Source organism: Nonomuraea sp. ATR24 (genome assembly GCF_041950485.1).
Lineage (GTDB): Bacteria > Actinomycetota > Actinomycetes > Streptosporangiales > Streptosporangiaceae > Nonomuraea > Nonomuraea ceibae.
The window spans coordinates 303,350-330,238 of the sequence record NZ_JBGNUU010000005.1; the positions used below are offsets into that span (position 1 = coordinate 303,350).

A 26,889-nucleotide genomic window follows, 5' to 3' on the forward strand; every position below is an offset into this window, starting at 1 on the left:
TTCCCGACAATCAACGGAAAGTAGCGGCACGACTACATTGCGTCTGCTAAGAATGGGCAAATGCTTGCCCGAGTCGCCCTTGCGGCGATCATCGCAGCGGCTCCCGCCGCGCACCCTCGCGTGGTCTCGGCCAACCCGGTCGACCACACCCCGCACGTTCTCGACGGCATCGTCAACGCCATCACGCTCGTCGGCGACACCGTGGTGGTCGGCGGCTCGTTCTCGGCGGTCGCCGACGCCACCAGGACCACCACCTACCGGCGCGACAACCTGTTCGCCTTCGACCTCACGACCGGGCGGGTGCTGCCCCGCTTCGCCCCCGGCGTGGGCGGGCCCGTGCACAGCCTGGCCGCCGGCGACGACGGCACCGTCTACGTCGGCGGCGACTTCCACGAGGTCGACGGCCACCGCGCCAGGTCGCTGGCGCAGGTGAGCCTGGCGACCGGCCGGCCGGTGCCCTCGTTCCGCCCGGCCGTCTCCGGAGGCGCGGTCGCGACCCTGGCCAGGCGCGGCGCCCACCTCTACGCCGGCGGCGACTTCACCCGCCCGCGCACCGCGCTGGCCCGGCTCGACGCCACGACCGGCCGCGCCGACCCCGCCTTCACCATCACGCCGGGCGATCCGCTGAGCCGGCGGGTCCGGGTGCACGCGATCGCCGCCACGGCCGACCGGCTGGCCGTCGACGGCAGCTTCACCACGCTCGACGGGCAGTCACGGCCGCAGCTCGGCCTCATCGACATCGGCGGCCCGGCGCCCAAGCTCGCCCCGTGGCGGACCGACGCGTACACGGGCAAGTGCATGGACGTCTTCCCGTGGTACGTGCGCGGCCTCGACTTCGCGCCCGACGGCCGCTATTTCGTGGTCGTCACCACCGGCGGGCCCAGGCGCGGGACGTGCGACAGCGCGGCCAGGTTCGAGACGTACGCCACCGGCAGGAACGTCAAGCCCACCTGGGTCAACAAGACAGGCGGCGACTCGCTCTACGCGGTGTCGGTCACGGGCAGCGCGGTCTACGTCGGAGGGCATCAGCGCTGGCTGGACAATCCGCAGGGCCATGACTCGGCCGGCCCGGGGGCGGTGCCGCGCGAGGGCATCGGGGCCATTCATCCACGGACGGGAAAGGCGCTCAGTTGGAATCCCGGCCGCGAGCGCGGGATCGGCGTCAAGGCTTTTCTGGCGAACAGGACAGGACTACTAGTCGGTAGCGACACAACCCGACTCGGGCGGGAGTACCATGCCCGGATTGGCATGTTCCCTCTGCCCTAGTCGTCCTGCGGCTTGGCGCGGTCGATCCTGCCGCTGATGCGCGCGCTCATGGCGTCGCGCTGCTTGGAGAGCAGGACATAGCTGGCGATGCCGCTGATCGCGAACGCGGCCACCAGCAGGACCAGCAGGTTCGGCACGCCGAGGAGCCAGAGCACCAAGAAGGCGATGCCGAACAGGCCGATCCTGGACAACGTGTAAACGAGAACGGGATGCACGGGTTCGAGATTACTCGGCCCATGCCTCCGGTCGCTCTTCGCATCGGGCACGAGCGCTGCTACTGTGCCCAGTAAGGGTGTTTCGTAAAGAAACACCCACGAGAGCCCCAAAGAGGCTCTATCATATAACAATCGGGCAGTCAGCTGATAACAACCCGTGATCTTTGCAGAAAACCACGGATAAATCAGGCTTCGCTCGACACACTGGTTACCTGTCCGCCCGCTGGCAGGAAGCGGGATGCGAGGGGGAGAGATTGGTGGAGAGTAGCAGCGAGCGTCTGCTGACCCCTGGAGAGGTTGCCGCCCTCTTCCGGGTAGACCCAAAGACGGTTACGCGCTGGGCTGCGGCAGGCCGCATCAGCAGTATCCGCACCCCCGGAGGGCACCGGCGCTTCCGTGAATCGGAAGTGCACGCCCTTCTTCGAGGCGAGGACGTTCTGACGGCCGACAGGCCGACAGGGGAGTCCCCGCGTGTTTGACGTACCGCCCAGTCGGTGATCCTGCCAGCCAGGATCACCGAGACGGCGTGCTCGCCGGCCCATCCGTAAGGCGAGCGCGGGAAGGCGCCATCCGCCGACCGTGGCTGGCGCCTTGGCGGAATCCTGCCTCTCAGTCGCCGTCCTGGTCGGCCTTGTACGCCAGGAACTCCCGCTCCAGCTCGTCGTTCTCCTCCGCCCAGCGGCGCCGCCGCTCGGCCGCCTCCTCCTCGGTCAACGACTCCTGCAACCACTCGTCGTAACCGGGCTCGCCGGGCTCCACCTCGACATACGCGTTCCCGATCAGGCGCCCGTCTTCGCTGGCCAGGCTCCTCGGCACCCGCAGGGTCCCGTCAGCGAGCCGGATGACGTACATGGCCGATCACCTAGATTCCGTAGCGCCGGTTGAAGAACAACATGACGTCGAGCGCCATCCGCGTGTTGCCGCCGAGCATGTCGACCAGCGCGGGGCGCTGCCGTGAGGCGATGGCGGCGAACGCGTCGGCGAAGAACTCCTTGCGGCCCAGCCCCCCGCCCTGGCGGTGGAACGACGATGCCAGCAGCGGCGTGACCCTCTCGAACAGTGCCACGAACTCCGGCGTGTCCGACACCCATACGCCGAACACCGAATCGATGTCGTCGATCGCGTGCCCGACCTCGTGCATCATCACGTCCGGCGTCGGCGAGGGCCGGTCCCCCACCACGACCTTCCGGTCCCCGTACGCGCCCGCGCACACGTCCCACGTGGCCCGGCCCGACGGCAGCGGCGCGCCGCGCAGATAGCCCATGTCGTCCAGGTCCGGCACGCCGCCCGGCCCGACGTAGATGCCCTCCAGCCCCTCGGCCAGCCGCTCCTTCAGCCGGTCGGGCAGCCTGGCCAGGCTCTCCACGGCCCGGACGAGATCGGGCGGCGGCGGCCCCAGCCGGGCGTCCCACTGGCGGTGCAGGATCGCCTCCAGCTTCCCGCAGTGCCGCAGCCCGTCGCCCAGCGGCGGCACGTCGGGCGGATGCGGCCGGGCCCGCGCGTGTGAACCGTCGAGCTCGAAGTCCTGCCACGTGTAGCGGGGCCGCTCCGGGGCCGTGGCGGGCGTCCGCTCCGGCCGCCGCCTCCCCTGCTCGTCCGGTCCCCCGCCCTCCCAGGGACGGCGGTCGGCGTCGGGCCGGCGCGCCGGCTGGTCACGGCGCTCGGCGTCGGGGCGGCGCGCCGGCTGGTCACGGCGCTCGCGCTCGCGCCGGCGGAAGCCCGGCGTCTCCGTGCCCTCCCCGGCGGCCCGGCCCACCTCACTGTGGCCTCGCCGATAGGCTCCCCGCGCGTTGGCCCAGAAGGACCGGTCCGCGTCGGGCGGAGCCTCGGTGCGGCGCGAAAAGAGGTACGACCCGCGCCGCCACCAGCGACCTCGCCGATGGCGCCCCTTGTCGTTGGAAATGGCCATCGCACCCCTCACCGCCCCGTGGCGCCGAATCGGGTTCCACGGTACGACGCTGATCTTCGCCAGTCATCCGAAATGCGACATCAGGTGGCACGAACACGCTGGAGATGGCTTACAGTTCGGGGCATGGCAGGTGTCATTGTCGGCCTGGCTCTGCTGGCCTTCTGGCTGTTCACGTTGTTCGACGTCATCACCACCCCCGAGGAAGAGGTCAGGCACTCCCCGAAAGCCGTGTGGCTCATCGTCGTCGCCGTGCTTCCCCTCATCGGCGGGCTGTTCTGGATGCTGCGCGGACGTCCCCGACCCATCCAGGAGTCCTGGCCGGTGCAGCCGCGTTCCACCGCGGGCATCCCCAAGGGCCCCGACGACGACCCCGATTTCCTTCGCGAACTCGACCGTCGCATGCGCGGCGAAGAGAAGTAACCGCCCCTCCGAAACGCCTGTCACCCACTCTTTCAGGTAAATCCTTTCCAGCGACCGCCTCCTGGGAGCGCCGCAGACGCCCCCAGCAGGCGGAGCGAGGCTCCGGGCAGAGGGAACCGCCCGGAGCGCCTCCACAGCGCTCTCAGCCTCAGGCGTAGCTGTGCAGGCCCTCGATGAAGATGTTGACGCCGACCAGGTTGAACAGCAGCGCCAGGAACGCCACGAGCTGCACGACGGTCGCCGCCCGGCCACGCCACCCAGCCGTCACGCGGGCGTGCAGGTAGGCCGCGTAGCCGACCCAGGTGATGAACGACCACACCTCCTTGGGGTCCCAGCCCCAGTAGCGGCCCCACGCCCGGTCCGCCCACAGCGCGCCCGCGATGACGGCGAACGTCCACAGCGGGAACGCCAGCACGATCGCCCGGTGCGCCGCCTTCTCCAGCTCGGCCTTGGCGGGCAGCCGCGACAGCCCGTCGCCGCGCACCAGGAAGAGCACCCCCGCCACGCCCGCGAGCACGAACAGCCCGCTGGCGATGATGGCGGCGGTGACGTGGATGGCGATCCAGTAGGAGTTGAGCGCGGGCACGACCGGCCCGGCCGAGGTGTAGAAGACCTTGGACGCGAGCCCCAGCCCCAGCGCCGCCGGCACCATGACGAACCCGCCGAGGAAGCGGATGTTGGTGCGCGTCTGGGTGATGAGGAACGCTGAGACGGCGGCGAAGCAGATGGCGACGATGAACTCGTACATGTTGCCCCACGGCCACCGGTCGACCGCGAGGCCGCGGGTGACGATGGCGCCGAGGTTGGCCGCCCAGCCGAGCCAGGCCAGGACGAGCCCGGCGATCCCGCCGCGCAGGGCGAACGCGGGGACGGGCTGCTGCGGCGCGTCGTCGGAGGGCGCGCCGGCCTCCGCCTCCGAGGAGGAGGCGGCGCCCACCGTCACGGGGGTGCGCGCGCGGCCCTTGACGGGCGCGTCGGCACGGGCGCGGCCGAAGGCCAGCTCTAGCGCGAAGCCCACCATCGCGAACAGATAGAGCAGCACTGCCGCGACCACGAACAGGTCGCTCAGCTCCGCGAGTGGTTCAGCGCTCATCCTTGTCTCCTGCTGCTAGAACCTTGACGATGTCGTCGAACTCCTCCGCGAACCCGGCCGCGGACCCTTCGGTGCGGGTCAGCCCGCCCACGTCGACGGTGCCGTCCTTGACCCGCACCCACACCCGCCGGCGCCGGATGACCAGCGAGAGCACGATGGCGACGGTGGCCGTCGAGGCGGCGAGCAGCGCGGGCAGCCGGCCGGGGTCGTAGGCGATCTGGAGCGTCATCCACTCCTTGACCTCGACGAACTCCAGCTTGCCCGCCCCGTCGGGCAGGTCGAGCGTTTGGCCGGGAGCCAGCGGCGCGGGCACGTCCTTGCCCATGACCAGCGGCTTGAGCTTCTTCATCAGCTCGGGCGGCGCCAGCTCGTAGACCGACCGGGGCTCCCCCGAGCGCATGCCGAGGTCGCCGGAGAACGCCCCCAGGACCTGCACTCCGGGCTGGATGGCCCCGGGGAAGGCCGAGGCGTAGCTGCCGTCGGTCAGCGGCACGCTGGTGGGCAGGAAGCGCATCAGGAAGCCGAGCGGCGTCGGCTGCGCGTCGGGGACCTTGACCACGCAGTCGGAGGTGAGCGTGGGCTTGTCGGCGATGATGCACGGCACCGGTCCCTCGAACGCGACGTGCCCCTTGGCGTCGGTGACGCGGAAGACGGGGGCGTAGCCGTGGCCGATGAGGTAGGTCTGGGTGCCGTTGACCTCCAGCGGCTCGTTGACCTTGAGCTCGTAGTCGCGCGGCGCGGCCCCGGGAGCGTCGGTGACCTTGAGGAAGGCGGAGTAGTCGAGCTCCTGCCCGCGCTTCTCCCCCTCGACCTGGTAGGTGGCCTGGAAGTCGGTCATCTCGAAGCTGAACGGCTCCAGCGACTCGGCCGACACCTGGGGGCCGGGGATGAACCGGTCGTAGGCGGCCACGGTGTTGGCGAACCCGTCGCCCTCGGCGACCAGCACGTTGCCCCGGTAGCCGTACAGGGAGCCGAAGCCGACGGCGACCAGCACGCCGAGCAGCGCGATGTGGAAGAGCAGGTTGCCGGTCTCGCGCAGGTAGCCCTTCTCGGCGGCGACCCAGCCGTCGCCGGTCTCGACGCGGAAGCGCAGCTTGCGCAGCCGCCTGGCGGCCTCGGTGACCGTGAGGTCGCCGTCGAAGGAGGCGGAGTGCGGGAGCCTGGTCAGGTTGCGCGGCGCGGCCGGCGGCTTGCGGCGCAGCTCGCGCAGGTAGGTGGCGGTGCGCGGGATGATGCAGCCGATCAGCGAGGTGAACAGCAACAGGTAGATGGCCGCGAACCAGACCGAGGTGAAGACGTCGAAGAGCTGGAAGCGGTCGTACCACTCGGCCAGCGCCGGGCTGTCCTTGTAGACCAGCGCGACCTTGTCGGGCTCGACGCTGCGCTGCGGGATCAGCGAGCCGGGCACGCTGGCCAGCGCGAACAGGAAGAGCAGGATGAGCGCGGTCTTCATCGAGGTGAGCGTGCGCCAGCACCAGCGCAGCCAGCCGGTCAGGCCCATGCCCGCGGGCTTGGCCGCGCGCTCCCTCTCCAGCTCGTCGACGCTCATCAGATCACCGGCCGGAAGTTGCCGATCAGGCCCTGCATGGTGGCGATCATCTCTCCCCAGAGGCCGGTGACCAGCGCGATGCCGACGGCCACCATCATGCCGCCGCCGATCCGGGTGATCAGGCGCGAGTGCTTGCGGATCGCCCGGAACGTGTGCAGCGCCTTGCTGTAGGCCAGGGCGGCGGCCACGAACGGCAGCCCGAGCCCGAGCGCGTAGGCCACGGCGAGCAGGGCGCCCCGCGAGGCGCTGCCCTCGTTGAGTCCGAGGGTGAGGACGACGGCCAGGGTGGGGCCGATGCACGGCGTCCAGCCGAGCCCGAACACCACGCCGAGCAGCGGCGCGCCGGCCAGCCCCGCGGAGGGCATCCTGTGGATGCGCACGTCGCGCATCAGCCCGGGGACCACGCCGAGGAACGCCAGCCCGAGCAGGATGGTGAGCACGCCGAGCACCCGCGTGATGATCTCGGCGTTGCCGAGCAGCGCCGCGCCGAGCCCGCCGAACAGCGCCCCGCTGACGACGAACACGGCGGCGAACCCCGCCACGAACAGCAGCGTGCCCAGCACCAGCCGCCCCCGCTTGGGGTCGGCGCTCATGCCCGTGACGTACGACAGGTAGCCGGGGACGAGCGGGAGCACGCACGGCGACAGGAACGAGACCACGCCGGCCAGCACCGCAATCGGCACCGCCAGCAGCAGCGAGCCGGACGCGACCACGTCACTCATCGCGCACCTTGGTCACCGTGTCCATCAGGTCGGTGTAGCGGACGGCGCCGAGCGCCCGGGCGGCGATCCGGCCCTGCTTGTCGATGATCAGCGTGGACGGGATGGCCGCGGGCGGCACCGTGCCCTGGAAGGCGAGCGCGATCTTGCCCGGCTGGTCGAAGATGCTCGGGTAGCCGGTCTTCTCGGTGCGTTCGAAGGCGAGCGCGTCGGCCTTGCGGTCCTTGAAGTCGATGCCGATGAACTCCACGCCGGTGCCCTTGGTCTTGGCCGCGACCTCCTTGAGCACGGGCGCCTCGGCCCGGCAGGGCCCGCACCAGGAGGCCCAGAAGTTGAGCACGACGACCTTGCCCTTGTGGGCGGCCAGGGAGGCGGTGCCGTCCTCCAGCGTGGGCCCCTCGACGGCGGGCGCCGGCTCGCGCTCGGCCGTCGCGAACACCTGCATCTTCCCGTCGCCGGCGACGAAGCGGGTGTCACCCGCCGCGGGCTGACCGCCCTGGTTGCCCGCGCAGCCCGCGGCCAGGACGGCGATGAGGGCCAGTGAGATTGACGTCGCGCGCACGGGAGGATGATCTCCTTGTACTACAAGCGGTAGAGCTTGCAACTCTACCGGCGCTGTCATGCGCCCGGGACGCTGGGTCCCCGGTCCAGCGACCCCGCCGGCTCGCTGTAGCCGACGCTGACGAGCCGGTTGCCGTCGAAGGTGAACGTGGTGAGGCTGGCCAGCGCGCACTGCCTGCGGCGAGGGTCGTGCCAGAGCCTGCGCCGGCCCTCGGCCGCCATCCGGATCGCCCAGATCGGGAGCTGGTGGCTGACGAGCACCGCCTCGTGCCCGCGCGCCGCCTCCCTGGCATCCTCGACCATCGACTTCATCCGCGCGACGATCACCGGGTAGGGCTCGCCCCACGAGGGCCGCATCGGGTTCCAGAAGTAGCGGTAGTTGCGCGGGCTGCGCAGCAACTGCAGGCCGGGCCCGGAGATCCGGCCCTCCAGCAGGTTGCCGGCCTCCAGCAGCCGGTCGTCGCTGACGATGTCGAGGCCGAGCGTGGCGGCCAGCGGCGCGGCGGTCTCCTGCGCACGCTCCAGCGGCGAGCTGTAGAGGGCGACGATGTCGCGCCCCGCCACGGACTTGGCGACGGTCTTGGCCATCAGCTGGCCGGTCTCGGACAGGTGGTAACCAGGGAGCCTGCCGTAGAGGATGCCGCCAGGGTTGTGCACCTCACCGTGGCGCAAAAGGTGAACGACAGTGGTTTCAGCCATGGTGGGCTTCAGCTTAGCCGCTCGCCGGGCCCGGCTCGCGGGTGGATGGAGTCTGGCCGGTCGGAAGGAGACCACCGGCTGCTGGCCGCGGGGGTCATCCTGGGCGGCCTGGTGGTCATCGCCCTGTCCTAGGTGACCGCCCAGGCGTTCTCGTGGCGGCTGCTGGAGCGTACGAGCGCCTCGACGGTGGCGCGGATCGCGGGGCGGCGGGCCGCGTCGGTGCGCCAGAGCGCGTAGATGCGGCGGCTCTGACCAGGACGGATCGGAATGAAGCGGATGCCGTCGGGCACCGGGTCGCGGCCCATCCTGGGCACGATCGCGCAGCCCAGCCCGGCGGCCACGAGGGCGAGGTGGGTCGGATACTCGTCGGCCATGCAGGCGATCTCCGGCTCGACCTCGGCGCTGCGCAGCGTGAACACCAGCCAGTCGTGGCAGATCGTGCCGGGCGTGGAGCTGATCCAGCGCTCGCCCTGGAGCGCCGACAGCGCGATCTCCTTGTGGCCGGCCAGCGGGTGGTCGGCCGGGACGGCCACGTCGGCCACGTCTTCGAGCAGCGACTTCCGGGACAGTCCTTCGGGGATGGCGATCGGCCGGTTGAGCCAGTCCTGGACGATGACCAGGTCGAGCTCGCCCCTGGCCACCTCGCGGATCACCCGCTCGGGCTCGCGCTCGTACAGCTGGATGAGCAGGTCGGGGTGGCGCTCGCGCAGCTCGGCGAGCGCGGCGGGCATCAGGCCGCGCGCGGCGGTGGGGAACGCGCCCACGTTGAGCCGGCCGACGACCTGGCCGCGCAGCGCCTCGAAGTCGGCCTCGGCGGTCTCGACCAGGGCCAGGATGCGCTCGGCGTGCTCGGCGAGCAGCCCGGCGGCGTCGGTCAGCCGCACGCCGCGCCCGTTGCGCTCGACCAGCCTGGCGCCGGTCTCGCGCTCCAGCTTGGCGATCTGCTGCGAGACGGCCGACGGCGTGACCATGAGCGCGTCGGCGGCGGCGCCGACCGAGCCGTAGACGTGCACGGCATGTAGGGCCTTGAGCCGGTTCAAGTCCAACATGTAAGCCAGTCTAAAGGGTTAAGCATAGAAAGTCTCGCTTGTCGTTAAAGGTGTAGCGTTGGAAAATATATGCATGCGAATCCTTAAGACGAAGAAGCAGACCCACCAGACCACCTCCTACCTGAAGGCCCTCGCCGAGCAGGCCCGCGAGCAGCGCATCCGCTACCGCAAGACGTCCGCCGCGTGAGACCTGGCCACCTGGCCCTCGCCGTCGGCCTCGCGGCCGTCTGGGGAGTGAACTTCGTCGTCATGCAGGTGGGGCTGGAGCACTTCCCGCCCCTGCTGTACGCGGGCCTGCGGTTCGCGCTGGCGGCGTTGCCCGCGCTGCTCCTCGTGGGGCGGCCCGGAGTTCCCTGGCGATGGGTCGGCGCGGTGGCTGCCACTCTCGGAGTCGGCCAGTTCGGGCTGTTGCTCATCGGCATGCGCGCCGGGATGCCGGCCGGGCTGACTTCCCTGGTCCTGCAGGCGCAGGTCCTGTTCACCATCGTGTTCGCGGTGACGCTCCTCGGCGAGCGGCTCACCGCCCGTCGCGTCGCCGGCCTGGCCGTCGCCTTCGGCGGCCTGGCCCTGGTCGCCGTCGACTTCGGCCTGTCCGGCCCGGCCGGCGCCTTCGCCCTCTGCGTGGCCGCGGCCGCCGCCTGGGGTCTCGGCAACGTCGCCCAGCGCAAGGCCGCCCCGCCCGACTCGCTGCGCTTCATGGTCTGGGTGAGCGCCCTGTCGGCGCCCCCGCTCCTGCTGCTGTCGCTGCTGGTCGAGGGCGTCCCGTCACTCGCAGCCCCGGCCGAGGGCTGGCTGTCGCTGGCGTACGTGGCGTTCGTCTCGACGCTCGGCGGCTTCGGCGTGTGGGGCTATCTGCTGCGCCGCTACGACGCCTCCACCGTGGCCCCGTACACGCTGCTCGTGCCGGTCTTCGGCATGTCGTCGGCCGCCCTCTTCACCGGTGAGCCGCTGACCTGGCTCAAGGCGGTGGCGGCCGTGCTCATCGTGGCCGGGGTGCTGTTCGCCAATCAGAGGACCGCGGCGGCCGCCTTGGCGGCGGCGGGCAGCGCGTCGGCGACCCGCTCCAGCGCCTCCTCGTCGTGCGCCGCCGACAGGAACCACGCCTCGTACGCCGACGGCGGCAGGTAGACGCCCCGGTCGAGCATCGCGTGGAAGAACGCCTTGTACGCGGCCGTGCTCTGCGTCTGGGCGTCGGCGAAGTTCGTCACCTGCCGGTCGGTGAAGAAGATCGAGAACAGGCTGCCCGCCGTCTGCAGCCGGTGCGGCACCCCCGCCTCCGACAGCGCCTCGGTGGCCGCTCGCGCCACCGCCGAAGCGGCCGCGCCAACCTTCGCGTAGGCGTCGGCGTCGAGCGTGCGCAGCGTGGTCAGCCCGGCCGCGCAGGCCAGCGGATTGCCCGACAGCGTGCCCGCCTGGTAGACGGGACCCTCAGGCGCCAGATGGGCCATCACCTCGGCCCGGCCGCCGAACGCCGCCGCCGGCAGTCCGCCGCCCATCACCTTGCCGAACGTCATCAGGTCGGCCTCCACCGGGTCCAGCCCGTACCAGCCCGACGGCGAGACGCGGAAGCCGGTCAGCACCTCGTCGACGATGAGCAGCGCCCCGTTGGCCGTGCACAGCTCGCGCAGCCGGGCGTTGAACCCGTCGAGCGGCGGCACGATGCCCATGTTGGCCGGGCACGCCTCGGTGATGACGCAGGCGATCTCGGCCGAGGCGAACGCCTCCTCCACCGCCTTGACGTCGTTGTAGGGCAGCACGATCGTGTCGGCCGCCGACGCCCCCGTCACCCCGGGCGTGTCCGGCAGCCCGAACGTCACGACACCCGACCCCGCCGAGGCCAGCAGCGCGTCGACGTGCCCGTGATAGCACCCGGCGAACTTGATCACCTTGGACCGTCCGGTGAACCCGCGCGCCAGCCGCACCGCGCTCATCGTCGCCTCGGTGCCGGAGCTCACCAGCCGCACCTTCGCCACCGGCGCGACCCGGCGGACGATCTCCTCCGCCAGCTCCACCTCGCCCGGCGTGGCCGTCCCGTACGAGAACCCGTGGGCCACCGCCTGCGACACGGCCTCCACCACGGCCGGATGCCGGTGCCCCAGGATCATCGGGCCCCACGAGCACACCAGGTCGACGTAGCGGTTGCCGTCGACGTCCGTGATGTACGGGCCCTGCCCGGAGGCCATGAAACGCGGAGTGCCGCCCACCGCCCCGAACGCGCGGACCGGCGAGTTGACACCCCCCGGCACGACGGCGCTGGCGCGGGCGAACAGGTCCTCGGAGATGCGTGTACGGCTCACCAGACCAGGTTAGTCCCCTAGTCGGCCAGCCATTCAAGCAGGCGGAGCGGGTCGGGCAGCGGCCGGCCGTCGGGCGGGCGCAGCCACGAGACCGGCTGTCCGGTGGGCAGCGTGGAGGGCGGGGCCAGCACGTAGCTGTCGCGGCAGTGCCAGCGCAGCCCCGGCGTGTCCTCGATCGTGGCCGGGTCGCAGTCGAGCTGGCACGACCACCACTCGTCCTCGTCCTCCGGGTTGCCGCGCGTGGCCACGTAGAACAAGACCCGGTCGCCGTTGGCGGCGACCGGGCCGGAGTCCGCGCCTGCGTTGTCGATCCGGGTGAGGGCCGACAGGCCGAGCGCGAGGGGCACGTCGAAGACGTCGAACACCCGCCCCGTGGGCAGGATGACGTTGGCCTCGGGCTCCCGCTGCCACCAGCGGGTGAGCTGGGTGGCGTCGGTGGTGGCCTGAATGCTCCAGGCGGGGGAGATGGGGTGCGCGCCCGGGTCGGGACAGCCGAGCCGGTCACAGGAACACGCTCGGGTGCCCCGCCGCAGCGGGAAGGCTCCCGGCACGCTCGGCCAGCCCAGTGCGGCGTAGCCCAGCACGGCGTCGATCCGCGTCGGCCGGGACCGTTTCCTGGTACGCCGAGCCAGAGGTACCCCCACCATTGGTGTCTCCCGTCGCTTCGGTGCCTGAGGAGGCCCCGGCTCTCCGGGCTCAATAGCCACGCGGGACACACCAGCACTTGTCATGGCACTCTAACGCACAGGTCCCAGGACCCGACGGGAAACCCCCTGTTAGAGGCGGCGTGCCACCTCGGTCGCCCAGTAGGTGAGGATCAGGTCGGCGCCGGCGCGCTTGATCGCCACCAGCGACTCCATGATCGTGCGCTCGCGGTCGATCCAGCCGTTGGCGGCGGCGGCCTCGACCATCGCGTACTCGCCGCTCACCTGGTAGGCGGCCACCGGCACGTCCACCTCGTCGCGGAAGGCGCGGATGACGTCGAGGTAGGCCAGCGCGGGCTTGACCATGACGGCGTCGGCGCCCTCGGCCAGGTCGAGCCGCACCTCGCGCAGCGCCTCCTCCAGCGGCCCGGCGGGGTCCTGCTGGTGGGTGCTGCGGTCGCCGAACTGCGGCGCGCACTCGGCGGCGTCGCGGAAGGGCCCGTAGAAGGCGGAGGCGTACTTGGCGGAGTAGGCGAGGATCGGCACCCCGGAGAAGCCCTCCGCGTCGAGCGCCGCCCGGATCACGCCCACCTGGCCGTCCATCATGCCGCTCGGCGCCACGACCTGGGAGCCCGCCCTGGCCTGCGCGACCGCGATCGAGGCGTAGCGCTCCAGCGTGAGGTCGTTGTCGACGTCGCCGGACTCGGTGAGGATCCCGCAGTGCCCGTGGTCGGTGAACTCGTCGAGGCAGGTGTCGGCCATCACCACGATGGCGTCGCCCACCTCGGCGCTCACCTCGCGCAGCGCCACCTGGAGGATGCCGTCGGGGTCGTCGCCCGCCGAGCCGCGCGCGTCCTTGACCGCCGGGATGCCGAACAGGATCAGCCCGCCGACCCCGGCCTCGGCGGCCTCGTGGGCGGCCTTGCGCAGCGAGTCGCGGGTGTGCTGGACGACGCCGGGCATCGACGCGACCGGGCTCGGCTCGTCGATGCCCTCCTTGACGAACATCGGCAGGATCAGGTCGGCGGGGTGCAGGCGGGTGCCGGCGACCATCCGGCGCAGCGCCGGGGAGCGGCGCAGCCGTCGCGGACGGGCGACGGGGAACTCGGCACTCACTTGGCTCTCCTCCTGGCTCCTCTGCGGTTCTGCGACGGCCTGCGCGGCGTGTCACCGGCGGCCAGCGCGGCGCTGCGCTGCTTGGCGCCGTACTCGGCGAGCGCGGCCGCCAGCGCCGACGCGGACGCCTTGTCGGCCATCACGTCGACGCGCAGCCCGAACTCCTCGGCCGTCTTGGCCGTCTGCGGCCCGATGACGGCGATCACGGTGACGTTGTGCGGCTTGCCCGCGATGCCCACCAGGTTGCGGACCGTGGAGGACGAGGTGAACAGCACCGCGTCGAAACCGCCGCCCTTGATGGCCTCGCGGATCGGCGCGGGCGGCGGCGCGGCCCGCACGGTGCGGTAGGCCGTCACGTCGTCGCACTCCCAGCCCAGCTCGGTCAGCCCGGCCACGAGCGTGTCGGTGGAGATGTCGGCGCGCGGCAGCAGCACCCGGTTGATCGGGTCGAGCATCGAGTCGTAGGGCGGCCACTCGGCCACCAGGCCCTCCGACGACTGCTCGCCCGACGGCAGCAGGTCGGGCTTGACGCCGAACTCGACCAGCGCCCGCGCGGTGGCGTCGCCCACGGCGGCCACCTTGAGCCCGGCGAACGCCCGCGCGTCGAGCCCGTACTCCTCGAACTTCTCGCGCACCGCCTTGACCGCGTTGGCGCTGGTGAAGGCCACCCACTCGTAGCGGCCGGTGACCAGGCCCTTGATCGCGCGGTCCATCTGCTGCGGGGTGCGCGGCGGCTCGACCGAGATGGTCGGCACCTCCTCGGGCACCGCGCCGTAGGAGGTGAGCTGCTCCGACAGGCTCTTGGACTGCTCCTTGGTGCGCGGCACCAGCACCCGCCAGCCGAACAGCGGCTTGGTCTCGAACCACGACAGCTTGTCGCGCAGCCCCACGGCCTCGCCGACGACGATCAGCGCCGGCTCGGTGAAGCCCGCGTGCTTGAGGTCGGCCTGCAGCCTGCCGAGCGAGGAGACGACCGTGTACTGCTCGGTGGTGGTGCCGCCGCTGCTGACGGCCACCGGGGTGCTGTCGGGCTTGCCGCCGGCGATCAGCGCCTTGCCGATCGCCACGGCCTCGGTGATGCCGTTGTAGATCACCAGCGTGCCGGGACAGGCCGCGTGCGAGGACCAGTCCTGGTCCTGCGCGGCGTCGACGACCCGGAACTCGGGCACCGACGACGCCGGCGGGATGCCCGCGTAGCCGAGCACGGCCGTCGCGGGCGGCACCCCGGGCACGATCTCGAAGTCCACCTCCGCCGCGGCGAGCGCCGCGGCCTCCTCGGTGATCGAGGAGAACAGCATCGGGTCGCCCTCGCACAGCCGCACCACGAGCCGGCCTGACTTGGCGTGCTTGACGAGGTCGTCGGCGGCGACCTCGACCCCGGGGCGGCAGTGCTTGAGCAGGGGGCCGTGCAGGTCCTCGTCGAGGATCACCACGTCGGCCTTGCCCAGCAGCTCGGCGCCGCGGAGCGTGAGAAGGTTCGGGTCGCCGGGCCCCGCGCCTACGAACGCGACGAAACCGGAGGTCGGACTATCGGAGCTCAATGGGAATGCTCCCCCATCAATCTGTCGGCCCCTTCGTGAAGCATCTCGGCCGCGAGCCGGCGACCCAGATCTTCCGCCTCCGAAGGAGAGCCGGCGGTGGACTTGCGCACCGCGCGGGCGCCGTCGATGGCGACGACCGCTGCGGTCAGGTTCAGAGTGTGCCCGTCATCGAGCGCGAACGCACCCACGGGCGCCGAGCAGCCTGCCTCCAGGGCGGCCAGCACCGACCGCTCGGCGGCCACCGCGGAGCGGGTCCGCGGGTCGTCGAGCTGCCCGAGGAAGGCGACCAGGTCGTCGCGGTCGGCCAGGCACTCCACGGCCAGCGAGCCCTGGCCGGGGGCCGGGAGCAGCTCCTCGACCTCGAAGATCTGGGCGATCTCGGCGGTCCGCCCGATCCGGGTGAGGCCGGCCGAGGCCAGCACGACGGCGTCGAGCTCGCCGGAGGTGACCTTGCCGATCCGGGTGTCGGCGTTGCCGCGGATCGGCACGTACTCCAGATCGGGGCGCATGGCCCGGAGCATGGCGACACGGCGCGGCGAGCCGGTGCCGACCTTGGCGCCGGCCGGGAGGTCGGCGAAGGAGCAGCGGCCGACCAGCGCGTCGCGGTGGTCGTGGCGGGCGGGCAGCGCGGCCAGCGCGATGCGCGGGTCGGGCTTGGTGGGCAGGTCCTTCAGCGAGTGGACGGCGAAGTCGACCTCGCCCTCGATCAGCTTGTCGCGCAGCGCGCTGACGAACACGCCGGTGCCGCCGAGCTGGGCCAGGTGGGCCTTGCTCACGTCGCCGAACGTGGTGACGCCGACCAGCTCGATCGCCCTGCCGGTGCGCTCGGTGTAGGCGTCGGCGACCATCTGGGACTGCGTCGTCGCCATCAGGCTGCGCCTCGTGCCGAGCCGCAGCGGCCCCGTCTGCGGAGTCACAGCTCCACCTCCCTCACGGCCTCGGGCATCTTCGGATCCAGGTCGAACAGCTCGCGCAGCGCCTCGGCATAATGATCGCCTCCGGGCGAGGTGGCGAGCCGCTTGACACGCACGGTCGGCTCGTGGAGCAGTTTGTCAACGACCCGTTGCACGGTGAGCGTCACCTCGTCCTTGATTTTGCCGTCAAGCTCGGGGACCCGCATCAGCAGGCGCCCCAACTCCGACTCGACCACGCCGGCCGCCTTGCTGCGCAGCGCCACCACGGTGGGGGTCACCCGGGCCGCCCGCTCGGCGTCGAGGTAGGCCGTCAGCTCCTCGGCGACCAGCGCGCGCACGGCCCTGACCGCGTCGCCCTCGCGCGAGCCGATGCCGGACTCCTGGATCGTCTCCAGGTCGACCAGCGTCACGCCGGGGACGGCGCGCACAGCCGGGTCGATGTCGTGCGGCAGCGCCAGGTCCAGCAGGAACGCGCCGCGCGTGACCATGTCGGCGGTGATCACGTGCTTGCCCGCGCCGGTGCAGGTGATCACCAGGTCGGCCTCGGCCAGCTCACCGGCGACCGCGGCGAACTCCACCGCCCGGCCGCCGACGGTCTCGGCCAGCCGCGCGCCGCGCGAGTACGTACGGTTGGCGATCACGATGTCGGTGACGCCGGCGCGCGCCAGCGTGGCGGCGGCCAGCGAGCTCATCGAGCCCGCGCCGACCACCAGGGCGCGCAGGCCGGTCAGGTCGCCCGCCAGCGCCAGCCCGGCGGTCACCAGGGAGGCGCCCGCCTGGTCGATGCCGGTGTCGGTGTGGGCGCGCTTGCCCACGCGCAGCGCCTGCTGCGCCAGCTCGTTGAGGGTCGCGCCGACCGTGCCCTGCTTCTGCGCCAGCTTGAGCGCCCGCCGGACCTGGCCGAGGATCTGGCCCTCGCCCACGACCATCGAGTCGAGGCCGCACACCAGCGAGAACAGGTGCTCGACGGCCCGCTCCTCGTAGTGCACGTAGAGGTGCGGGGTCAGCTCGTCGACCGGCACGCCCGAGTGGAGGCTGAGCATCCCGGTGACGGCGTTGACGGCGGCGTGGAAGCGGTCCACGGCGACGAAGACCTCGACCCGATTGCAGGTCGAGACCACGAAGGCCTCGGCCACGCAGGGGTCCTGCTGCACGTCGTGCAGGAGCTTGACGAGCGCGTCACCCGTTACGGAGACACGCTCCAGCAGGGCCACCGGCGCCGTGCGGTGGCTGAGCCCGATCGCCAGAACACTCATTGACTGTCCACTGCCATGAGTGGCCCCCCAGCTTTGCGTTGCTCGTGGAACGCAAGGATCTGCAGTTCGATGGATAGGTCGACTTTACGGACATCGACGCCGTCCGGAACGGTGAGCACGACCGGGGCGAAGTTGAGGATGCTGGTCACCCCGGCGGCCACCACACGATCGCATACTTCCTGTGCGGCCGCCGCCGGTGTCGCCAGAACCACGATCGAGACTCCACGCCGCTTGATCACGGCTTCCAGTTCGTCGATGTGCTCCACATTCAACCCCGCGATGTCGTCGCCCACGATTTCGGGGTCGGCGTCGAACACGGCGGCGATGCGGAATCCCCGCGACACGAACCCGCCGTAACCGGCGAGCGCGCGGCCCAGGTTGCCGACGCCGACGATGGCGACGGCCCAGTCCTGCGTGAGACCAAGCTCACGGGAGATCTGGTAGACGAGGTACTCGACGTCGTAGCCGACGCCACGGGTGCCGTAGGAGCCCAGATGTGACAGGTCCTTGCGGAGTTTGGCCGAGTTGACGCCGGCGGCCACGGCGAGGTCCTCCGAACTCACGGTCGCCACCCCGCGCTCGGCCATCCCGTGCAACGCCCGCAGGTAGAGCGGCAGCCGGGCGACCGTTGCCTCGGGAATGCCGCGATCACGGGGGTGGGACGGGCTCTTCACGTGCCGGAGCTCCAGGGGAACGGGCGGCCTCAGGCCGCGTGAGTGGATTAGAACCGTCTTTCAGGTTAATCCTTTTGTGAACCGATGCACAAAGTCACCTTCCAGCGAGCGCTACCGTGGAGGCCATGCACCGCATCACCCTGCTCGGCAAGCCCGGCTGCCACCTGTGTGACGACGCGCGCGAGATCATCGCCCGCGTGGCCGGCGAGCTGGGCGTGCCGTGGGAGGAAGTGAACATCGACTCCTCCGACGAGCTGCGCGAACGCTACTGGGAGATGATCCCGGTCACGTTGATCGACGGGGAGCAGCACGACTTCTGGCGGGTGTCCGAGGAGCGCCTGCGGGCGGCGCTCACCGGCTAGAACATGGCCGTCGGCAGCGGCACGACCTTGGCCGCGTTGACGTTGAGCTCGATGATGTTCGTGGCCAGCACCATCGACTGCCGGTCCGCGATGAAGCGCTCGATGTGCGGCTGCCGCTGGTGGTCGCGGTAGGCCACCTCGTCGCGGTAGAGCTCGTAGACGATGCGCTGCAGCGGCGCCGACTTGACCGAGTGGCAGGCGTAGACGAGCGTGTCGGGCTCGCCCCGGCGCACCGCCTCGACGGTCTGCTCGGCGAGCCGGTCGAAGGCCGCGCCCGAGCCGTCCATGAGCGTGAAGACGGTGAGCATGCCGTAGATGCTCGGCGAGAGCCTGCCCGTCTGCGGGGCGGGCTGCACGACCGGCTGGGGCACCGACTGGGGGCCGGTGCGCGGGGAGAACAGCTCGGCGCCCGAGAAGGCGGCGCCGGCGGCGGGCATCGAGCCGGTGGACGGCATCGTGGGGTCGGGCCGCTCGCTCGGCGCGGGCATGGCGTAGTCGGCACGCTCGCCGTTCATGATGTAGCCGGTCGACGGGCCAGGGTCGGACGGCGGCGACATGCGGGCGGCGTAGTCGACGTCGTCGGTGGCCCGGTATTCGGCCACCAGGTCGCCCAGCCCCGACTTGCGCGGCCGTACCGGCTCGGCGATCGGCTCCGGCGCCTCACGGCGGCCCACCGGCTCCTGGCGGTGCCCGGCCACCGGCCGGTCGTCGCGGTGCCCGGCCGCCCGCTCGGCGCGCCGGCTCTCCGCCGCCGCGAGCTCGTCGTCCTCGTCGTCGTCCTCGTACGGGGCGAGCGGGCGCAGCACGCAGTACCAGATCGCCGCGGCGGCGACAAGGAGCAGCACGATGATGAAGAACCCGTTGCTCAGGAACTGCATCGCGCCCATCAGCGCGAGCCCCGAGGGGGCGATGATGACGGTGGCGTGGAGGTTGTCGGTGTCGTACTCGTCGCCGTTGCGCCAGCGCAGCGCGGCGACCACCACCGCCGCCAGCATGATCAGCGCGGCGATCGCGTGCACGCCGGTCAGCAGCGACGACGGGATGAGCGCCCAGTGCGCCGACGCGTCGGGCAGCGACTTGCCCATCTCGTCGCTGACGAGCGGGTCGACGACCATGATGACCAAGGCGACGAACGTGTAGGCGATGCCGAACAGCCAGCCGAGGAACTTCGGCGGCGTCTTCTCCGCCAGGAGCTGGATCAGCCCGATCGCCAGCCAGAGCGGCGCCAGCAGCGATCCGGTGATCTGGACGAGCTTGAACGTGACGGTCCCGAACCCCATGAGGTGGCCGAATCCCGCCACGCCCAGCGCGAGGCAGAGCGCCGCCGCTGAAACGGTCCAGGCGATCAGCCAGCCCTCGGGCTCCTCACGCAACCGGCTGACCAGGGCGCCCGAGGCGACTCCTGCCAGGATGGCTCCGGCGAAGGCGATGACAGCAACGAGGATCTCCATGGTGACTCCAATGCTGCCGGACTACGCCTCTCAACCGGTAGCCGAAAAGGGAACGGGTGCGTCCACACCGTATCTGCCGATTGCGGGGAGTCTTACCAAGAGGATGCGGATTGTGGAATTTCCGGTTGATTTCTAGAGTGTTCGAGCACGCCGCACCCCTTCGCCCTAGGGATAACGGATGCCTGACTCGTGGCCGTTCGCCGGGCTGCTCGCGCCAGCAGTCGCTGGCCCCGCTCCGGCGACCGAGCCTGCCGTGCGCGAAGACCTCCCCGACGACCTGCGCACCCTCGTCCTGCACGCCAAGACCGGCGACTCGGACGCCTTTGGCACGCTCTACGACCGCTACGTGGACCTCGTCTACCGCTACATCTACTTCCGGGTCGGCTCCCACCCGCTCGCCGAGGACCTGACCAGCGAGACCTTCCTGCGGGCGCTGCGGCGCATCGCCGACTTCACCTGGCAGGGCCGCGACTTCGGCGCCTGGCTGGTGACCATCGCCAGAAACCTGGTGACCGACCACTTCAAGTCCGGACGCTACCGCCTGGAGGTCCCGACCGGCGAGGTGCTCGACGTCCCCCTGGACGGCTCGCACATCCCCGAGAACGCCGTGGTCACCGCCATCATCAACGACCGGGTGCTGCGCGCCGTCCGGGATCTCAACCCCGAACAGCAGGAGTGCGTCGTCCTGCGATTCCTGCACGGCCTGTCGCTCGCGGAAACCGCGCTGATCATGGGGAAGAAGAGTGGAGCGATCAAAGCGCTGCAGTTCCGTGCCGTCAGGGCGCTGGCCAGGGCGCTCAAACACGACCTTGCGTAACCTTTCGCCACGGAACGTCGTTAGGCAGGTATCACCACAGGACCGAGCCGCGGGGGCATCAGGGGGCCGCCATGAGTAGGGCGCGCAGATCGCAGGAGCGGGTGCTGGAGCATCTCGCCGAGCTCAGCAGGACCCCGCTGGGCGGCGGCCCGGACCCGGCCTTCCGCTCCCGCCTGCGCGACGAGCTCGCCGCCGCCCGCGCCGCGACCACCCCGGCGGCCACCACGGCAGCCACCGCCGGGGCCGCCGGGGTCGCGTCCCGGCCGCGCTCGGCGAGCCGGGCCGGCGGGCGTCACTCCCGCCGCAGGCCGCGCCCTCGGCGGCGCTCGCCCGCCTCCGCGCTGGTCTCGTTCGGGCTGGTGACCGCAATGATGCTGACCGCGGTCGTCACGTACGACTCGGTGCCCGGCGACGCCCTCTACCCGCTCAAGCGCGCCGCCGAGAGCACGCTGGTCCGCCTCAGCACCGACGACGTCGTACGGGGCGAGCGCGAGCTGGTGTCGGCCAAGACGCGCGCCGAGGAGGTCGCCCAGCTCCTCGGCTCGTCGGAGGCCGGCCCGCTCGTCAGCAGGACGCTCAAGGACATGGAGCGCGCGACCCGGGCCGGCATCAGCAGGCTCCGCCGCGCCGAGCCGCGCTCCCCCAAGATCGACAAGTTCGCCGAGGACCAGCGCAACATGGTCGGGCCGATGCTCGAACGCCTCGACGGCCCGCAGCAGGACCAGGCGGTCGGCTACCTGGACTACATCGAGGGGCTCGTCCCGCCTAGGTAAGCTGAGGCCCATGTGGCGCCTAATCCGACGACGACACGAGGTCGAGGCGGAGATCGCCGGTGAGGCCGCCGCGGCGGCCGCCGTCGTGGCGCCTCCCGCCGAGCCCGACCTCCAGGCCGCGGCCTTCTTCGACGTCGACAACACGATGATGCGCGGGGCGTCGATCTACCACTTCGCCAGGGGGCTGGCGACGCGGGGCATGTTCAACACCTCCGACCTGTTCAAGTTCGCCGTCGGGCAGGCCGTCTTCCGCATGCGCGGCAACGAGAACCCCGAGCACATCGCGGTGGCCCGCGAGACGGCGCTGGCGTTCGTCGCCGGGGCCAAGGTCGACGACGTCGTCAGGCTGGGCGAGGAGATCTACGACGAGGTCATGGCCGACCGCATCTGGGGCGGCACCAGGGCGCTCGCGCAGAGCCACCTCGACCAGGGGCAGCGCGTGTGGCTGGTGACGGCCACGCCGGTCGAGCTGGCCCGGGTGATCGCCCAGCGGCTGGGCCTGACCGGCGCGCTCGGCACGGTGGCGGAGACCAGCGAGGGCATCTACACCGGCCGCCTGGTCGGCGACCTGCTGCACGGCCCGGCCAAGGCCGAGGCGGTGCGCGCGCTGGCCCGCCGCGAGGGCCTCGACCTGACCCGGTGCACCGCCTACAGCGACTCCTCCAACGACCTGCCCATGCTGTCGCTGGTCGGGCAGGCGGTGGCCATCAACCCCGACAGCGAGCTGCGCGAGCACGCCAGGAAGCACGACTGGCCGATCAAGGACTTCCGCACCGGCCGCAAGGCCACGATGACGGCGCTGCCGATCGCCGCCGGGGTCGGCGCCGTGGCGGGAGGAGTGGCCGCCGGCCTGGCCCTGCGCCGCCACTACCGCTCCTCCCGCTGACCCCCGCGCTCGCCGGTCCGTCAGCGGAAGCGGGCGAAGAGCCGGTCGGCGTCCGGCTGCTGCCAGGCCACCCGATTCGGGTCCTCCGGGTGGGGGCGCCAAGGGACCGTCACGAGGCTGACCTTGCTCCCCCGCACCGCGCCGGCCAGCTCGATCAGCGTGTCCACGTTCAGCCCCGCGTCCGTCCTGACCGCCCGTGACGCCGCCGTCACGAACTCCCGCAGCCGGTCCGGGTCGGCCAGCTCGCTCTTCGCCTTCTTCAGCATGGCCATCACCACCGCGTGCTGGCGCTTGATGCGGGCGATGTCGGAGCCGTCGCCGACGTGACGCAGCCGCATGTAGCCGACGGCCTGCTCACCGTCGAGCTCTTGCCGGCCCGCGGGCAGGCGCAGCTTGGCGGCCCGGTCGTCCACCGCCTGCGGCAGCTTGACCTCGACGCCGCCGAGCGCGTCCACCAGGGCGGCGAACCCGGAGAAGTCCACCTCGACCGTGTGGTCGACCCGCACCTCGGTCAGCGACTCGACGGTCTTGACCGCGCACGCCATCCCGCCGGTGTCGTAGGCGGAGTTGATCATTCCCTCCCGCGCCGGCTTGCCGCCGCACGACGGGATCTTCACCAGCGAGTCGCGGGGGATGCTGAGGACCGTGACCTTCTCGCGGTCGGCGGTCAGGTGGACGAGCATCATCGCGTCGGTACGCGCGCCGTTGCGGAAGCGCTCGGTGCCCGCCTGGCTGTCGGTGCCGACCAGCAGCACGTTGAGCGCGCCGGTCGCCTTCGCCCCGAGCGGCCCCGTGGCGACGCCCGCCGTGTTGTGGCCGCCGACCAGCAGCGCGGGCACGGCCACGGCCAGCGCGGTGGCGACCGCGACCAGCCCGGCCGTCATCCAGCCGAGCCTGCGCCGCCCCGGCCCGCGGGTCCCCGACCGCAGCAGGCGGTCACGCTGGCGGACCAGCGTGGGAGGCGGCTCGTGCTCCAGTTGCCGGCCGAAGTCACGCAGCAGCTTCAGATCGTCCATCGTCACTCCTCCCCCAGCAGCGGATTGGTGTCGCCGAGCGCCGCGCGTACCTTCCGCCTGCCCCGGTTGAGGCGGGAGCGCACGGTCCCGATCGGGATGCCGAGCGCCCGCGCGGCCTCCTCGTACGTGAGATCGCCCCAGGCGATGAGCAGCAGGACGTCGCGGTCCTTGGCGGGCAGCGCGGCCAGCGCGCTGGCGAGGCCGGGACCGGCCGCCTGCGCGCTCACGCCGGCGGCCACCCGGTCGGCGGGCGACTCCACGTCCCGGTCGGCGGCGACGCGCATCAGCGCGCGGTAGCGGGCGGCCTCGGTGCGGCGGTGCCGGGAGATGAGCTTGGTGAGGATGCCGAACAGCCACGGCCTGGCGTCGGGGCAGCTCAGGTCGTAGCTGGTGCGGCGGGAGAAGGCCACCAGGAACGTCTCCCCGACGACGTCCTCGGCGGGCTCGGGGCCCAGACGCCGGGAGGCGTACCGGTAGAGCATGGCGGAGTAGCGGTCGAACAGGTTGGCGAACGCTTCGGGTTCGGTCAGCGAAGCGTTGATCAGTTCGGCGTCCGCACCCCTGGCGACGGCGGGTTGTGTGATCATCTCCGCCCTTCTGCGCGGGAATCGGTCGAAGATATCTCGCCACAACCCGCCGCCGGGGTTCACGCGGGCGGCCTACAGCTCCTTGAGGAAGCCGCCGTCCACGGCGAAGTCGGCGCCCGTGGTGCTGGCCGACCGCGGCGAGGCGAGCAGCGCCACCGCGTCGGCGATCTCCTGCGGGTGCACCAGGCGGCCGGTGACCAGGCGCATCATCTCGGGAGCCGCCTTGGTGATCACGCTGCCCTTGTCGGCGCCGACGAACCCGGCGATGACGTCGGCGGCTCCGCCGTCCTTGGTCCACCAGTCGGTCAGCACCGGGCCGGGCGAGACGGTGTTGACCCGGATGCCGCGCGGGCCGTACTCCTCGGACAGGGCCTTGCTGATGTGGTTCATGGCGGACTTGGCGGCGCCGTAGTCGACGTTCATCGCGCCGGGCTGCCGGGCCGAGCCGGAGGAGACGTTGACGATGGCGCCGCCACCGCGCTCCAGCATGACGGGCAGCGTGGCGCGGATCAGGCGGACCACGGCGAACAGGTTGAACTCGAACATCGCCTGCCAGTCGCCGTCGTCCGGCGTCAGGAAGCCGACGCGCGGCAGCGTCACGCCGGGGGGCGGCCCGCCCGCGTTGTTGACCAGGATGTCCACGCCGCCGAACGCCTCCACGGCCCGGGCGACGATCTCGGCGGGGGCCGCCGGGTCCATCAGGTCCACGGGCACGTGCAGCGCCTGCTCGGGCAGGTCGTCGCCGCGGGTGCGGGAGACGGCCACGACGTGGACGCCCTCCTCGGCCAGGGTGCGGGTGACGGCCAGGCCGATCCCCTTGGAGGCGCCGGTGACGACCGCGACGCGGCCGGAAAGCTGCAGATCCATGACATGTCCCTTTCGGTGTTCTCTATCGGTCGTAAGAACACCGGCCGGACCGGAGCGGTTGCACTTTCTAGAGGAACGGCGGGAAAGCGTGGCCGCGACGCAGCCTGAGCTGGTCGAGCAGCTGCTGGATGACCTCGCGGACGTGGTCGGTCAGGTTGAAGACGAGCATCGGGTCGTCGGCCGCGCCCGGCTCGTACTCGTCGGTCCGGATCGGCTCGCCGAACTCGATCATCCACTTCGACGGCAGCGGCACCAGCCCGAGCGGCCCGAGCAGCGGGAAGAACGGCGTGATCGGCAAGTAGGGCAGCCCGAGCAGCCGGGCCAGCGAGGGCAGGTCGCCGATCTTCGGGTAGATCTCCTCCGAGCCCACGATCGCGGTCGGCACGATCGGCACCCCGGCGCGGATGGCCGAGGCGACGAAGCCGCCGCGGCCGAACCGCTGCAGCTTGTAGCGCTCGGAGAACGGCTTGCCGACGCCCTTGAAGCCCTCGGGGAACACTCCGACCAGCTCGCCCTTCCGCAGCAGCCGGTCGGCGTCCTCGGGGCAGGCCAGCGTGTGGCCGGTCTTGCGTGACAGGTGGCCGAGCACCGGGAGCTGGTAGACCAGGTCGGCCCCGAGCAGGCGCAGCGCCCGGCCCGCCTCGTCGTGCAGCGCCACCTGCATCATGAGCGCGTCGACGGGCAGCGTGCCGGCGTGGTTGGCGACGACGAGCGCGCCGCCCTCGTCGGGGATGTGCTTGAGCTCGGCGGTCTCGACCCGGAACCAGTGCCGGTAGAGCGGCCGCAGCAGCTCCAGCAGCACCTTGTCGGTCAGCTCGGCGTCGTAGCCGAACTCGTCGACCTCGTAGTCGCCGGTGAGCCGCCTGCGCAGGAACGCCAGCAGCTCGGCCGTCCGGTCGGCTGCGGGGTCGGCTGTGCCGTCCGCTACGGGGTCGGCCGTCACAGGTGCGCACCTCCCACGAGCGGGCGCAGCTCGCGCGAGCGCAGGAAGTCGTCGAACGCCGCCCCGGTGCTGAACTTGGGCTTCCAGCCCAGCTCGGCCTCCAGGTCGGCGGTGTCGACGGCCCGGCCGTGGCTCATCAGCCGCAGCTGCTCGGGCGAGTAGTCGACCAGCCCGGCGCGGCGCACGGCGGTGCCGAGGAGCCGGAAGGCGGGCGAGGGCAGGGGCAGCGACAGCCGCCCGGCCCGGCGCACGCACTGCGACAGCAGCAGCACGCCCGCCCCGGCCACGTTGTACGTGCCGGGGTGATCCTCGGTCGCCATCCGGCGCAGCACCTCGACCGCGTCGTCCTCGTGGACGAACTGCAGCCTCGGGTCGAAGCCGAACACGGTCGGCAGCACCGGCTGGGTGAAGTAACGGGTGAGCGGCGAATCGACGCCCGGCCCGAGAAAGTTGGCGAAACGCAGCAGCGACACGGTGACGTCGGGCCGGCGGCGCGCGAAACCGCGCACGTAGCCCTCGACCTCCACCGCGTCCTTGGCGTAACCGTGGCTGGGGCCGTCGTGCGGCTCCAGGTCCTCGGTGAAGACCGCCGGGTCCCTGGGCGAGGAACCGTAGACGGCGGTGGTGGAACGGACGACCACGCGGCGCACCGTCGCCGACCGCTGGCAGGCGCCGAGCAACTGCATGGTGCCGATGACGTTGTGCTCTTTCATGGCCGCCCGGCCGGTGCTCCGCGAGGGAGCGCTCACCAGGCTCATGTGCACGACGGTGTCGATGTCGGCGGCCGCGATCACCTGAGCGATGTCAGGGCTGCGCAGATCGACCCGTACGTACTCGATCCGGCCGGCTGTGCCGTCGTCCCGGTTGCCCGGGGGAGGCGACAGCCCATCGGACGCAACATCGGACCCTGCGTCGGACACAGAATCGGGTCCTGCGTCGGACACAGCGTCCACTCCGATGACGCGGCTGATGTCCGGGTCGGCCGCGAGAACACTCGCCACCCGGGCGCCGATGTGGCGCGAGACCCCGGTGACGAGCACGGTGTGGGTCATCAGCGCCTCGCAGCTGCGTCGTCTTACTTCTTGTTACGCCGCTGGATGCGCGTCTTCTTGAGCAGCTTGCGGTGCTTCTTCTTGGCCATCCGCTTGCGGCGCTTCTTGATCACAGAGCCCACGGGACCCCCAGGTACTGATAGCAAGTCTGAATCGATGTGCGAGCGCACACCGGGTGACAGACTACCGGCGATCGGCGGTGGATCGCCCCTC

30 protein-coding genes and 1 pseudogene are annotated in these 26,889 nt (G+C 71.5%); 8 read left to right on the plus strand and 23 right to left on the minus strand.

The genetic code is table 11. From position 1 onward, the window contains the following. The first annotated feature begins 60 nt into the window (after positions 1-60). On the plus strand, positions 61-1,266 hold the full coding sequence (locus tag ACBI99_RS15685) for a hypothetical protein (RefSeq protein ID WP_219504477.1): 1,206 nt from the start codon (positions 61-63) through the stop codon (positions 1,264-1,266). On the opposite strand, the gene ACBI99_RS15690 is transcribed toward ACBI99_RS15685, so the two are convergent. After that, on the minus strand, positions 1,263-1,481 hold the full coding sequence (locus ACBI99_RS15690) for a DUF4229 domain-containing protein (RefSeq protein ID WP_219504476.1): 219 nt from the start codon (positions 1,479-1,481) through the stop codon (positions 1,263-1,265). The two genes, ACBI99_RS15685 and ACBI99_RS15690, sit on opposite strands and share 4 nt — an antisense overlap. A 257-nt stretch (positions 1,482-1,738) precedes the next feature. Here ACBI99_RS15690 and ACBI99_RS15695 point away from each other — a divergent pair, with 257 nt between their 5' ends. After that, positions 1,739-1,960, plus strand: coding sequence for a BldC family transcriptional regulator (locus ACBI99_RS15695; protein WP_181616591.1), 222 nt, complete (start codon positions 1,739-1,741; stop codon positions 1,958-1,960). 130 nt (positions 1,961-2,090) lie between these two features. Here ACBI99_RS15695 and ACBI99_RS15700 read toward each other — a convergent pair whose 3' ends face one another. After that, positions 2,091-2,333, minus strand: a complete 243-nt coding sequence (locus ACBI99_RS15700) for a hypothetical protein (RefSeq protein ID WP_219504474.1) — start codon at positions 2,331-2,333, stop codon at positions 2,091-2,093. A 10-nt stretch (positions 2,334-2,343) separates the two neighbouring features. Next, positions 2,344-3,237, minus strand: a complete 894-nt coding sequence (locus tag ACBI99_RS15705; protein WP_375072581.1) for a hypothetical protein — start codon at positions 3,235-3,237, stop codon at positions 2,344-2,346. Positions 3,238-3,513: 276 nt separating this feature from the next. On the opposite strand from ACBI99_RS15705, the gene ACBI99_RS15710 reads away from it, so the two are divergent. Continuing rightward, entirely contained in the window at positions 3,514-3,810 is a 297-nt protein-coding gene (locus ACBI99_RS15710; RefSeq protein ID WP_219504470.1) for a PLD nuclease N-terminal domain-containing protein, read from the plus strand. A 148-nt stretch (positions 3,811-3,958) separates the two neighbouring features. On the opposite strand, the gene ccsA is transcribed toward ACBI99_RS15710, so the two are convergent. The 6 genes from ccsA to ACBI99_RS15740 all read right to left on the minus strand — a co-directional run bounded on the left by ccsA (position 3,959) and on the right by ACBI99_RS15740 (position 9,480). Then, on the minus strand, positions 3,959-4,903 hold the full coding sequence (gene ccsA, locus ACBI99_RS15715) for a cytochrome c biogenesis protein CcsA (RefSeq protein WP_357584704.1): 945 nt from the start codon (positions 4,901-4,903) through the stop codon (positions 3,959-3,961). Continuing rightward, positions 4,893-6,452 (minus strand): cytochrome c biogenesis protein ResB, encoded by a 1,560-nt coding sequence (locus ACBI99_RS15720; protein ID WP_219504457.1) that lies wholly within the window; start codon positions 6,450-6,452, stop codon positions 4,893-4,895. The genes ccsA and ACBI99_RS15720 overlap by 11 nt, the downstream gene beginning before the upstream one ends. Beyond that, entirely contained in the window at positions 6,452-7,174 is a 723-nt protein-coding gene (locus ACBI99_RS15725; RefSeq protein ID WP_219504455.1) for a cytochrome c biogenesis CcdA family protein, read from the minus strand. Before ACBI99_RS15725 ends, ACBI99_RS15720 begins: the two co-directional genes overlap by 1 nt. Beyond that, complete coding sequence (locus tag ACBI99_RS15730; RefSeq protein WP_375072582.1) at positions 7,167-7,733, minus strand: TlpA family protein disulfide reductase; 567 nt, start codon at positions 7,731-7,733, stop codon at positions 7,167-7,169. Before ACBI99_RS15730 ends, ACBI99_RS15725 begins: the two co-directional genes overlap by 8 nt. A 56-nt stretch (positions 7,734-7,789) precedes the next feature. Then, positions 7,790-8,431, minus strand: coding sequence for a histidine phosphatase family protein (locus ACBI99_RS15735; RefSeq protein WP_219504451.1), 642 nt, complete (start codon positions 8,429-8,431; stop codon positions 7,790-7,792). Between the two features lie 128 nt (positions 8,432-8,559). Continuing rightward, positions 8,560-9,480, minus strand: coding sequence for a LysR family transcriptional regulator (locus ACBI99_RS15740; protein WP_219504448.1), 921 nt, complete (start codon positions 9,478-9,480; stop codon positions 8,560-8,562). 249 nt (positions 9,481-9,729) lie between these two features. On the opposite strand from ACBI99_RS15740, the pseudogene ACBI99_RS15745 reads away from it, so the two are divergent. Further along, a pseudogene (locus ACBI99_RS15745) lies at positions 9,730-10,428 on the plus strand (EamA family transporter); the annotation flags it as partial. Between the two features lie 59 nt (positions 10,429-10,487). Here the strand turns inward: ACBI99_RS15745 and hemL are convergent. The 7 genes from hemL to ACBI99_RS15780 form a co-directional block, all read right to left on the minus strand. After that, the gene (hemL, locus tag ACBI99_RS15750; protein WP_219504446.1) at positions 10,488-11,777 is read right to left on the minus strand and encodes a glutamate-1-semialdehyde 2,1-aminomutase; all 1,290 of its coding nucleotides are present in this window, start codon (positions 11,775-11,777) and stop codon (positions 10,488-10,490) included. Positions 11,778-11,794: 17 nt separating this feature from the next. After that, on the minus strand, positions 11,795-12,424 hold the full coding sequence (locus ACBI99_RS15755) for a bifunctional DNA primase/polymerase (RefSeq protein WP_219504444.1): 630 nt from the start codon (positions 12,422-12,424) through the stop codon (positions 11,795-11,797). A 129-nt stretch (positions 12,425-12,553) separates the two neighbouring features. After that, positions 12,554-13,537 carry a porphobilinogen synthase gene (gene hemB / locus ACBI99_RS15760; RefSeq protein WP_219504435.1) on the minus strand — a complete coding sequence of 328 codons (984 nt, stop codon included), beginning with the start codon at positions 13,535-13,537 and terminating at the stop codon, positions 12,554-12,556. After that, a complete protein-coding gene (locus ACBI99_RS15765; RefSeq protein WP_357584707.1) occupies positions 13,534-15,078 on the minus strand; it encodes a uroporphyrinogen-III synthase in 1,545 nt (514 codons plus the stop codon). Before ACBI99_RS15765 ends, hemB begins: the two co-directional genes overlap by 4 nt. Beyond that, positions 15,075-15,995 (minus strand): hydroxymethylbilane synthase, encoded by a 921-nt coding sequence (gene hemC, locus ACBI99_RS15770; protein WP_219504431.1) that lies wholly within the window; start codon positions 15,993-15,995, stop codon positions 15,075-15,077. The genes ACBI99_RS15765 and hemC overlap by 4 nt, the downstream gene beginning before the upstream one ends. After that, complete coding sequence (locus ACBI99_RS15775) at positions 15,992-17,248, minus strand: glutamyl-tRNA reductase (RefSeq protein WP_219504428.1); 1,257 nt, start codon at positions 17,246-17,248, stop codon at positions 15,992-15,994. The genes hemC and ACBI99_RS15775 overlap by 4 nt, the downstream gene beginning before the upstream one ends. After that, positions 17,245-17,922 carry a redox-sensing transcriptional repressor Rex gene (locus ACBI99_RS15780; protein ID WP_219504427.1) on the minus strand — a complete coding sequence of 226 codons (678 nt, stop codon included), beginning with the start codon at positions 17,920-17,922 and terminating at the stop codon, positions 17,245-17,247. The genes ACBI99_RS15775 and ACBI99_RS15780 overlap by 4 nt, the downstream gene beginning before the upstream one ends. 125 nt (positions 17,923-18,047) lie before the next feature. On the opposite strand from ACBI99_RS15780, the gene ACBI99_RS15785 reads away from it, so the two are divergent. After that, positions 18,048-18,284, plus strand: a complete 237-nt coding sequence (locus ACBI99_RS15785) for a glutaredoxin family protein (RefSeq protein ID WP_219504426.1) — start codon at positions 18,048-18,050, stop codon at positions 18,282-18,284. Here ACBI99_RS15785 and ACBI99_RS15790 read toward each other — a convergent pair. Beyond that, on the minus strand, positions 18,281-19,735 hold the full coding sequence (locus ACBI99_RS15790; protein ID WP_219504425.1) for a putative quinol monooxygenase: 1,455 nt from the start codon (positions 19,733-19,735) through the stop codon (positions 18,281-18,283). The two genes, ACBI99_RS15785 and ACBI99_RS15790, sit on opposite strands and share 4 nt — an antisense overlap. A 178-nt stretch (positions 19,736-19,913) precedes the next feature. Here ACBI99_RS15790 and ACBI99_RS15795 point away from each other — a divergent pair, with 178 nt between their 5' ends. The 3 genes from ACBI99_RS15795 to ACBI99_RS15805 all read left to right on the plus strand — a co-directional run bounded on the left by ACBI99_RS15795 (position 19,914) and on the right by ACBI99_RS15805 (position 22,211). Continuing rightward, positions 19,914-20,552 (plus strand): sigma-70 family RNA polymerase sigma factor, encoded by a 639-nt coding sequence (locus ACBI99_RS15795; protein WP_219504424.1) that lies wholly within the window; start codon positions 19,914-19,916, stop codon positions 20,550-20,552. Between the two features lie 71 nt (positions 20,553-20,623). After that, positions 20,624-21,325, plus strand: a complete 702-nt coding sequence (locus tag ACBI99_RS15800) for a DUF5667 domain-containing protein (protein ID WP_375072583.1) — start codon at positions 20,624-20,626, stop codon at positions 21,323-21,325. Between the two features lie 10 nt (positions 21,326-21,335). After that, positions 21,336-22,211 (plus strand): HAD family phosphatase, encoded by an 876-nt coding sequence (locus ACBI99_RS15805; RefSeq protein WP_219509600.1) that lies wholly within the window; start codon positions 21,336-21,338, stop codon positions 22,209-22,211. Between the two features lie 20 nt (positions 22,212-22,231). Here the strand turns inward: ACBI99_RS15805 and ACBI99_RS15810 are convergent, their stop codons facing one another. From ACBI99_RS15810 to ACBI99_RS15835, 6 genes are all read right to left on the minus strand, one after another. Further along, entirely contained in the window at positions 22,232-23,227 is a 996-nt protein-coding gene (locus ACBI99_RS15810; RefSeq protein ID WP_375072584.1) for an LCP family protein, read from the minus strand. Between the two features lie 2 nt (positions 23,228-23,229). Next, positions 23,230-23,814: an RNA polymerase sigma factor gene (locus ACBI99_RS15815; protein WP_219509598.1), complete on the minus strand. Its 585-nt coding sequence runs from the start codon at positions 23,812-23,814 to the stop codon at positions 23,230-23,232. A 72-nt stretch (positions 23,815-23,886) separates the two neighbouring features. Further along, the gene (locus tag ACBI99_RS15820) at positions 23,887-24,681 is read right to left on the minus strand and encodes an SDR family NAD(P)-dependent oxidoreductase (protein WP_219509597.1); all 795 of its coding nucleotides are present in this window, start codon (positions 24,679-24,681) and stop codon (positions 23,887-23,889) included. A gap of 67 nt (positions 24,682-24,748) precedes the next feature. Continuing rightward, positions 24,749-25,624 (minus strand): lysophospholipid acyltransferase family protein, encoded by an 876-nt coding sequence (locus ACBI99_RS15825; protein ID WP_375072585.1) that lies wholly within the window; start codon positions 25,622-25,624, stop codon positions 24,749-24,751. Beyond that, on the minus strand, positions 25,621-26,676 hold the full coding sequence (locus ACBI99_RS15830) for an NAD-dependent epimerase/dehydratase family protein (RefSeq protein WP_219509595.1): 1,056 nt from the start codon (positions 26,674-26,676) through the stop codon (positions 25,621-25,623). The genes ACBI99_RS15825 and ACBI99_RS15830 overlap by 4 nt, the downstream gene beginning before the upstream one ends. Before the next feature lie 23 nt (positions 26,677-26,699). Then, positions 26,700-26,798, minus strand: coding sequence for a 30S ribosomal protein bS22 (locus ACBI99_RS15835; protein WP_018654693.1), 99 nt, complete (start codon positions 26,796-26,798; stop codon positions 26,700-26,702). Positions 26,799-26,889: the final 91 nt, after the last annotated feature.